Raw genomic sequence first — 7053 nt, 5'->3', positions numbered from 1 at the left:
AACAAATGTACCAACCTTAGTATTATCATCAATTGAGCAGCCATAAAGATTAACGAAATCAAAAATCTTTACATCTTTACCGAGTTTTACATTATTGATGTTTTTCTTTTCCATTTTTACTCCTATTTTTTTGTGACAAAGTAATAAGATGATTGATTCAACCGAGTAACAGGGAGACATTGTAACAAAGTAACAGGGCAAAAAGTAATAAATAACATTACTATTTAATTTGTAAATGTTTAATTAAACCAAATAACTGAGAGCGGATTAGAATTATCTTATTATTTAGATTTTCCCAAAACAGATCATCAATAAATTCTAAATTTCTACTTATAATAAACTGTGTTTCTAATTCAGATAGGCTTCCAACTGCAATATAAAGGAACCGGATAAATTCTTTTGGTGAATGTCTTCCTGCCCCTTCTGCAATATTTGAGGGCACGGATATAGATGCTCTGCGTATCTGGTTTACAATTCCAAATAATTCTTCTTTAGGAAATTCATGAGTGATTTTATAAATATCTGTAACCAAGCCAATAGAATTCTTCCATACCTCTAAATCCTTATGCGTTTTCACCTCTTCCCTTTTTATTTTAATGTTACTTTGTCACATCATCACTTTGTTACTTAATTAATTTCTATTAGCTTTCCTTTTTCTTTAACTGATTGTTGTGCGGCTTCAAGTATTTTAACCACTTTTAAACCGTCTTCCGCATTTGTTAATGGTTTCCTGTTTTCTTTGATAGAATCAATAAATTCCTTTACTCCAAGACTCAGCGCTTCTGTCTGGTTTACTTTAGGTGAATACATATCGCCAATCCGATATTGAGCAAGTGCATTATATTTATCTTCCTTGTTCTCCATTTCAATTCCTGCATCATAAACCTTAATCTTTTCGAAGTTCTCCATATCATCAAAGACGAGCATTTTTTTCTTACCGCCGACAATCATTCTTCTAATTTTAACGGGTGATGTCCAATTGACATGAAAATGAGCAAAGCAGTTATTCTCAAAGTAGACTGCTATATGGGCTACATTCTCGTGGTTGTAATAATTAGCAATCCCATTAGCAGTAATTGCAGTTACTTTTTTATTCATAATATAGTTCATTATCGAAAGATCATGAGGGGCAAGATCCCAAATAACATTAACGTCATTCTGGAATAAACCAAGATTAATTCTAACAGAATCAAAATAAATTATATCACCAAGGGTATCCTTATCAACTATTTCTTTAATCTTCCTTACCGCACCAGTATAAATAAAAGTATGATCAACAAAAACCTTAAGGTTTTTCTTTTCAGCAATCTCAATTAATTCTTCAGCTTCCCGGGAGGTTGTTGTGAATGGTTTCTCAACCCAAACATGTTTACCGGATTCCAGAGCCTTTTTTGCAAAAGGATAATGCAACGCAACCGGAGTAGCAATGACAATGATGTCGATTGAGGAATCAGAACAGACCGATTCACAATCATCGGTCAATTTAACAGAAGGAAATCTGGTTTCAATAAAGTTCAATCGGGCCGGATTTCTATCGCAGCCGATTACTTCTTTTACTTCTGAATTACCCAGAAAATTCCGGACAAGATTTGGGCCCCAATAACCAAGACCCAAGACTGCAACTTTCATTTTAACCTCGCGTTTGTTTAGTATTTAGTAGACGGTATGAAGTAGGTAGTAAGAAGTAAGGAGTAGATAGTAAGAAGTAAGAAGTAAGTAATAAGAGAATTTTTCGGGATTACTAATCATACTACTTAACATTTTGCATACTTCATTATATTTTTCAACAAAATATTTTTGTTTTACCTCATCAATGTATCCGAAATCCTTAGAAAAATCTATCCAAATCTCAGTTTCATTGGCGTCTCCAAATGAATCAATTAATTTAGTAAGCCACCTTACGCATCGTTAGATATTTGAGCCAAAAAACTCATCTCCTTAGTCCCCTTCTCTTTCAAAGAGAAGGGGATTTGGGGTAGAGTTCAAAATGCTGCGTAAGGTGACATACTAAGTAAAACCAAGAGGTAAACTGCTATGTATTATGTTTAATGGTTGACGGATAATGGACGATTCAGAAAATTATTTTAATAATATTTTGAATTATTGAGTCATCTTACACAAAACATATTATAGAACCGACATGTACTTGAAGGACAAAGACGAATCAACACATAATGGCAACCACAAAAATATACTTGTTTTAGGGCTAAAGCCTGAATTAGCAGGGCTTGTATAATCCCAACCCTGAAGAGGCTGTGTGAAAATTAATCTGTAAACCGATGAACCTGTCTACCGCCAGGCAGGTCGGTTATCTTGCTCTGTTTTTTCACTAATTTCCCACGAATAAATTCGTGGGTTGCCTTTAACTTTCTATTTTAACACAGCCTCTGAATGGTGGGGTTACTAAGTAAAACGCTATATTTATTCTCCAAACAATAGATTCTTCGTTGACAAAGGCAGATCCTTCACTTTGTTCAGGATGACAAAAGCAAAGAGTTTTGAGTGTTTAGTTTTTAGTTATGAAACGTCAAACGTCAGATGTCAAACGATAGAAGATATAACTCAGAAGACGGAAAACAGAATAGCCAAGCTACATAGTTTTAAGTTATGAGTCCCGATCCTCGCATTGGCGGCAACTTAAGGAAATTTTGTGCTTGAATAGCTCCGGCATTTATGCCAGAGTATCGGTACCCTCAAAAAATCCTGGACTTTAGTCCAATACAATCCAAATGTTGGGCTAAAGCCCTAAATTCTTGGAGAATATTCTTTCCCCGACTTGAAAAGTCGGTGTTATTTTCATCATAAACTAAATATTTTACCTTAAGTTGACGCCTATGCGATTTACGGGAATGACCTTTTTAGAGTGGACTCATTATTGTTATCTCAAAAATTTCTAATGCTAATTTAGAAGAAAGTTAATAGACTATTAAATCTCTAAATCCTTTGTACTCCATACTACCTACTTCCCACTACTTTCTACCTACTTCCTACTGCTTTCCGCTTGTTTCCTGCCACTCATTTTCCTCCTTTTGCAAAGAACATGACGGGTAATGTTTTTAAGATGATCTGCAAATCGAGCCATGGTGTCATATTGTTAATATAATATATATCAAGCACTACCGAATCATTAAATGTTACTTCACTTCTGCCAGAAACCTGCCAAACACCTGTACAACCTGGAACAGCAGATAATCTTCGTTTTTGCCATTCATCATAATTATCAAATTCATATGGTAGACAAGGTCTTGGACCAACAAGACTCATTTCACCTTTTAGAACACTAAATAACTGTGGCAGTTCATCTATAGAACTTTTGCGGATAAGCTTTCCAATTTTAGTAACCCTACCCTGATTTATAACTTTAGAAAATTTTCTTCCATTTGAATTGTTTTCCTTCATAAACTCGATCATTTTCTTCTCTCTTTCCTTATCATCATTATCAACAATCGTCATCGACCTGAATTTATAAAACATGAAAGGTTTACCGTACTTGCCTATTCTTGTCTGTTTAAATAGTACAGGTCCTTTAGAATTTATCTTAATAATTATTGCAATTATTAAAAACAAAGGGGAAAGAAGAATAAGACCAAATAAAGATCCAATTATATCTATGCCTCGTTTATAAAAATAATTTACTTTGGGATCTATAACCGGAGAAGATTCAATCAATGGTATTCCATAATATGCATCGGTTATAAGCTTTTGCGGAATTATTTTAAATAATTCAGAAGTAAGCCTAACCATTAGACCAAGCTTATTACAAACATCAACAATTTCCAGAAGCCGGTCATATGAAGTATTATCTATCGCAATTAGTACTTCATCAACTTTAATATGGCTAACGATCGTTGTTAAATCGTTTACACCACCCAGAATCTGTAAATTTTTTATGACCTTCTCACCAATGGCAATATTATCATCAACAAAGCCGCTAATATTTAATCCCGCATTATTTTCAAACAAGAATTTTGTGGCAATTAATTTACCACTTTTACCAGCACCAATTATTAAAATATTTCTTTTTAGTATCTTTTTTTCGGCAAACAATAAATAAAATTTTCTTAGTACCAAAACCCGGATAATTAAAGAAAACAAAAAAGTAAATGACAGAACTGAAATTACAAATAACCTAGAATCCAGAAGAAACCTGAATTTTATAAGGAAAGAAATAATTATTAATGCAATGAATGAATAAAACAAGGATTTGACAAGGGCAGCACTTTGCTGAACAATAGTAAGAAAATTATTTAATTTGTAAAGACCGTTGGATTGTTGAATGAAGTTATAAATAAATGGGAAAATAAGAAAAAGAAGAAAAGTCTGCGGATATGCAAGTATAAAATTATACCAATTGAATTCCTGATCCATTTTAACATGTGCAAAAAAAGCAGACAAGATGAATGCAGACATAATTATAAAATAGTCTGTTATTGCAAGGATAATTTTATACTTGGGAATTTTCATTCGAATAAGAAATAAGAGTTAAGAATTAAGAGTTAAGAAATAAGAGTTAAGAGTTAAGAAATAAGAGTTAAGATTTAAGAGTTAAGAAATAAGATTTAAGAAATAAGATTTAAGAGTTAAGAAATAAGAGTTAAGAAATAAGAGTTAAGAAATAAGATTTAAGAGTTAAGATTTAAGAGTTAAGAAATAAGAGTTAAGAATTAAGAAATAAGAGTTAAGAAATAAGAGTTAAGAAATAAGATTTAAGAGTTAAGAAATAAGATTTAAGAGTTAAGAAATAAGAGTTAAGAAATAAGAGTTAAGAAATAAGATTTAAGAGTTAAGAATTAAGATTTAAGATTTAAGATTTAAGACAAAAAAAAATAAAAAATGGGGGATTAAATATTAGAATGACTTTTATACATTATGATGTTGATTGGTTTTTTTTAAGATTGCCCTGAGAATTTTAATAATTTCATCTATCTCTTTTTGTAAAAATATTCTCAATTCAACATTACAAAGATTCAAAGCGGAAATCAACTTTAACCAATAACGAGTTTCTAATGCTTCACGCACTGAAATGCGTATTCTTTGTGAAAATTCATTTGAAGTTGTATTCTGAGATTCTTCATAATTAGCACCAATCGAAGTGGAAGATTTAGAAAGTTGATATTTTAAAACATCGTATTCTCTTTTGGGAGGAATTTGAGAAAGCAATTAAAAACACTTTATAGCAAAGTTTAAAAACCTATCACTTAAATCCCTTTCCTTCATTTTTGCTTCTTACTGCTTCCTTCTTACTTCTTATTTCTTCCTTCTTATTTCTTACTTTTTATCTCTTCATAAACCCTTTTATATGATCGCAAATATATTCTATCTGTTCATCGGTTATTTCTGCAAACATAGGTAAAGATAATCCACATTCTGCTAATTGTTCGGTAACCTGAAAATCCCCCTTCTTATATCCGAGATGACTAAAACATGGTTGTTCATGCAACGGAACCGGATAATGCAACCCTGTCGCTATTCCATTTTCATTTAAATATTTTTGTAAGGCATCACGCTCAGAAGAACCCCTCTTGTGTTCTCCCCTTTCGGTAAGGGGAGAAGATAAAACTTGAATAACAAACAGATGATAAACATGCTTCGCATAATCCATTTCTTTAGGTAACTTAATTTCTTCAACGTCTTTAAGTAATTCTTTATACTTAGCCGCGGCTCTTCTTCTGCCGTTCGTCCAATCTTCAAGGTGTTTTAATTTAACTCCGAGTACCGCACCCTGTATTCCTTCCATCCTATAATTATGACCATACATTTGATGGTAATATTTTTGTTCAGCGCCATGGTCGCGTATCATTTTAAATTTCTTAGCAAGGTTTTCATCATCTGTCATAACTGCGCCGCCTTCTCCATACGCACCCAAATTCTTTCCTGGATAAAAACTAAAGGAAGCCGCTTTCCCTATACCTCCTACCTTTATACCTTTATACTCTGAAATATGCGCCTGTGCACAATCCTCAACCAAATATATTTTCTGTCCATTTATCTGATGCTCAAACACCCCTTTTTCTTTTACTTCGTAATTCTTATTTCTTAATTCTTCCACTATCCCCTCCATATCTGCTGGCTGGCCATAAAGATGAACAACAACAATAGCTTTTGTTTTAGGAGTAATAGCATAGATTATTTTGGTTGGGTCAATATTATAGCTTTCCGTATGACAATCTACAAATACTGGAGTAGCACCGCATAATGTTGCCCCCCATGCAGTAGCAATAAATGTATTAGCAGGAATTATCACCTCATCACCGGGACCAATACCAAGTGCCCATAAAACCATATGATTGCCGGCTGTACCGGAACTAACTCCATAACAATATTTAGCGTTATGAGCTTTTGCAAAATCCTGCTCAAATTCCATTACAGGTTTACCAAGGACATAGGCAGTATTATCCAAGACATTATTAATTGCAGGTAATACTTCTTCTTTAATTGAACGATATTGCGCTTTGAGATCCAAAAAGGGTATGTTCATTTTTTCCTCCATAGCTGTAACAATGTTACAAAGTGATATAGTAACAATGAATGAAAATTATTTTTTTTCTTTTAAGTATTTGATTAATCCACTTATTTGTGAACGAACCAAATTTATTTTATTAAGAAGTTCACTTAAAATTCCTTCACTTATAAAACTAATTTTGTTCGCGATAATTAATTGAGTTTCTACTTCAGACATACTCCCCAATGATATATATAGGAATTGGATAAATTCTTTATTGCCCGCTCTTGCAGCACCTTCAGCAATGTTTGATGGAATTGATACTGCAGCTCTCCTCAACTGATTAGTCATTCCATACATTTCTTCCTTGGGAAACACTTTAGTTATTTCATAAATAGAAACAACTAAATCGACTGAATTCTTCCAAACATCCAAATCTTTATGCGTTTTCACTCAGTTGCCTTGTTACTTTGTTACCTGTTACTTTGTCACTTCTTTTAGCTTTAAATCAAGAAAGGGAATGTTCATTTTTTCCTCCATAGCTGTAACAATGTTACAAAGTGATATAGTAACAAAGAATGAAAATTATTTTTTTTCTTTTAAGTATTTGA

At 32.7% G+C, this 7053-nt stretch carries 6 protein-coding genes; all 6 read right to left on the bottom strand.

Annotation, left to right across the window (positions count from 1 at the left end; genetic code table 11):
- Positions 1 to 220: 220 nt before the first annotated feature.
- The 6 genes from NTX22_07580 to NTX22_07555 all read right to left on the bottom strand — a co-directional run bounded on the left by NTX22_07580 (position 221) and on the right by NTX22_07555 (position 6895).
- Entirely contained in the window at positions 221 to 577 is a 357-nt protein-coding gene (locus NTX22_07580; protein MCX6150363.1) for a four helix bundle protein, read from the bottom strand.
- A gap of 50 nt (positions 578 to 627) precedes the next feature.
- Positions 628 to 1629 (bottom strand): Gfo/Idh/MocA family oxidoreductase, encoded by a 1002-nt coding sequence (locus NTX22_07575; protein MCX6150362.1) that lies wholly within the window; start codon positions 1627 to 1629, stop codon positions 628 to 630.
- A 1386-nt stretch (positions 1630 to 3015) separates the two neighbouring features.
- Positions 3016 to 4464: a sugar transferase gene (locus NTX22_07570; GenBank protein ID MCX6150361.1), complete on the bottom strand. Its 1449-nt coding sequence runs from the start codon at positions 4462 to 4464 to the stop codon at positions 3016 to 3018.
- Positions 4465 to 4860: 396 nt separating this feature from the next.
- On the bottom strand, positions 4861 to 5160 hold the full coding sequence (locus tag NTX22_07565; protein MCX6150360.1) for a four helix bundle protein: 300 nt from the start codon (positions 5158 to 5160) through the stop codon (positions 4861 to 4863).
- Between the two features lie 115 nt (positions 5161 to 5275).
- Positions 5276 to 6478, bottom strand: a complete 1203-nt coding sequence (locus NTX22_07560; protein ID MCX6150359.1) for a DegT/DnrJ/EryC1/StrS family aminotransferase — start codon at positions 6476 to 6478, stop codon at positions 5276 to 5278.
- A gap of 57 nt (positions 6479 to 6535) precedes the next feature.
- Positions 6536 to 6895: a four helix bundle protein gene (locus NTX22_07555; GenBank protein MCX6150358.1), complete on the bottom strand. Its 360-nt coding sequence runs from the start codon at positions 6893 to 6895 to the stop codon at positions 6536 to 6538.
- Between the last annotated feature and the right edge of the window lie 158 nt (positions 6896 to 7053).

The organism is Ignavibacteriales bacterium, from assembly GCA_026390815.1.
In the GTDB taxonomy this organism is placed as follows: Bacteria; Bacteroidota; Ignavibacteria; order Ignavibacteriales; family SURF-24; genus JAPLFH01.
Note: the sequence above shows the minus strand (reverse complement) of the source record. Positions and strands in the feature narration are given on the sequence as shown.